This is a genomic window from Virgibacillus sp. FSP13 (assembly GCF_054048505.1).
The window spans coordinates 1-2715 of sequence record NZ_JBSVKG010000057.1; the positions used below are offsets into that span (position 1 = coordinate 1).

Here is a 2715-nt window from a genome sequence, read left to right on the forward strand (position 1 = left end):
GGTGCGAAACGTTCCTGACTCAAATGAAATGTGGTCACACAATTTTGGTAAAGGTCAGGCAGTTTAATTTTTTTTTACTGAAGGGTTATGTCGAGGAGTCGAATGAGGAGGTAACGTTCTGAAAGGCTCTCCCTGCGTCGAATAGCACGCTGTTTAGTAAGAAATAGTGTGTTATAAGCTCGGCCAATAGGCGTGAGAATTTACCGTAACAGTCCGGCTGACGAAAGCCTACCCGATGGGCGGTGTAAATCATGGTGCTTGGGTTGAACAGATACGGTGAGAATGCAGTGAAATATAATGAGAAAGTATATTGCTGACGAACTTCTGAAGGTACGGGTCTAGACTGGCGTTATATAGAAATGTATTTACTACCAAATGTAGGGTTAGCTGTGGATGAGTAAGAATCGACAATATAAAAGTCCATCTTGTGTTACAGGCACATGCAATGCTAACAGGCTCATAGGAAGCATCTAAGTTTGTTCTATAATAGATATAACTCAACGTTGTAAGCTGATAACGTGGAGAGCTTACTCTCGGTGAAACGTTGGAAAGGAAAACGGTTGTGAGAATAGCGACTGTATAACTTTTCTTCATATCAGTGAAAGTGGTGGCACAGTACCGTCGAAGCGTGTAATGAACGTGGAGGGATAGCCACTAGACTAATACAAGATTCATTCAACCATGCAAGACAGTTCTTAAACGATTAATAAGGTTCTTGTAAGACTAATAGAGGTTCAGCTCCAAAGGAGCCACCGACTTGTTAAAACGAAAGAAACTGAGGCACAACGAGTATTATGATATGCAATATCATTTTGATTCTCTATATGCTCAAAGTGCTAATGGTCAAAATTTTTATGGATTACTTGATGTAATGCAATCCGAGGAAAATATTCGGTTAGCTTACCGCAATATTAAACGTAATACCGGCAGTAAAACTGCTGGATATGATGAACTGACGATTCAAGATATAAAGTCATTATCTGTAACGGATGTTGTTGCCACGATACAACGAATGTTTGAACACTATACACCCCAAGCCGTTCGACGCGTCTTCATTTCCAAGGGATATGGAAAAACACGTCCCTTAGGAATTCCGGTTATCTGGGATAGATTGTTCCAACAGTGTATCTTACAAGTGCTTGAGCCGATTTGCGAAGCAAAGTTTTATAAACACAGCTATGGTTTTAGACCGAATCGCAATACACATCATGCGAAAGCCAGAATGGAAACGCTCATCAATCGGGCATGTTTATATCATTGTGTAGACGTTGATATAAAAGGATTCTTTGACAATGTTGATCATGCCAAACTATTAAAACAAATGTGGTCACTTGGCATACGGGATAAGGCATTGCTCTCCATTATCTCACGGCTTCTAAAGGCTGAAATTATTGGAGAAGGCTTCCCGGTGAAAGGCACACCACAAGGCGGGATTTTATCTCCCTTATTGTCTAATATCGTTTTAAATGAACTGGATTGGTGGGTTAGCCATCAATGGGAAAGCTTTGAAACACGAAAGGCATATAAATCGTATGCTGGCAGATACAATGCAATGAAACAATCGAATTTAAAACATTGTCATATCGTCCGCTATGCGGACGACTTTAAAATCCTTTGTCGCACTCGTTCGCAAGCAATTAAAATGTATTATGCAGTTAAAGATTTCCTTCAAACAAGGCTTCGCCTTGATATCAGTGAAGAAAAATCCAAAGTGGTCAATCTAAAGAAAAATTCATCAGAATTTCTAGGTTTTCGCATCAAAGCACACCGGAAAAAGACGAATATGGGAGAGCGCTATGTAGCTCGTTCACACATGACAAAAAAGGCATTGAAAAACGCACAAATAAAGCTAAAACAAGCTGTGAAGGCAATTCAGAAACATCAAACAGCTGAGAACGCTTGGCGATTCAATACGGTCATAATGGGCATACAGAATTATTATTCTGCTGCCTCACGAATAACGATAGACTTAAGTAAGCTGAACAATCGTCTTCATAAAGCATTATATAATCGTTTAAATGAAATGAGAAAAGAGGCTACGTTTCAGGACTTCTCAAAATCCATGCAGAAACGGTATAAGGGATATGAATGTAAACTGTACAAAATAAAAGAAATGGTTCTTGTCCCAATTCATGCCCAACGTTGTAAGGTGAATCTAAATTTCTCTCAAACTATCTGTAACTACACTACCGAAGGCAGGGATAAAATTCATCAAAACTTGCGGGCTATTAATAAGCAAACACTCGCTCATGTGATGAAACAATTTATTCCTAGCCGTTCCATTGAATATAACGATAATCGGATTAGCCGTTATATTGCACAATATGGAAAATGTGCCGTTACAGGAATTGAATTAGGGATGGATGATTGGCATTGTCATCACAAGACACCGTACCATCTTACAAAAGATGATTCATACGGGAATTTAGTGATATTGCATGAATCAGTTCACCGCCTTATTCACATGAGAAATCAAGAGAAATTACAAGTACTGCTAGACGCACTCAGGTTAAATGAAAAGCAACTTAAAAAGGTTAATAAATTGCGTGAGCAATGTCTGAATGAAGCAATCTAATTCTACATTTCATCTTGCATATACATAAAAATACTGAATGAATTGGATTAGTTGGAACGCCGTATGCGATGAAAGTCGCACGTGCGGTGTGGGGTGGGGGGAAAGCTGGCGATAACTTCAAAGGCTTACCTATCACCATA

At 39.2% G+C, this 2715-nt stretch carries 1 protein-coding gene; it reads left to right on the plus strand.

From position 1 onward, the window contains the following. Nucleotides 1-757 precede the first annotated feature (757 nt). Nucleotides 758-2575 (plus strand): group II intron reverse transcriptase/maturase, encoded by a 1818-nt coding sequence (ltrA, locus tag ACW2QC_RS20100; RefSeq protein ID WP_457545704.1) that lies wholly within the window; start codon nucleotides 758-760, stop codon nucleotides 2573-2575. Nucleotides 2576-2715 lie beyond the last annotated feature (140 nt).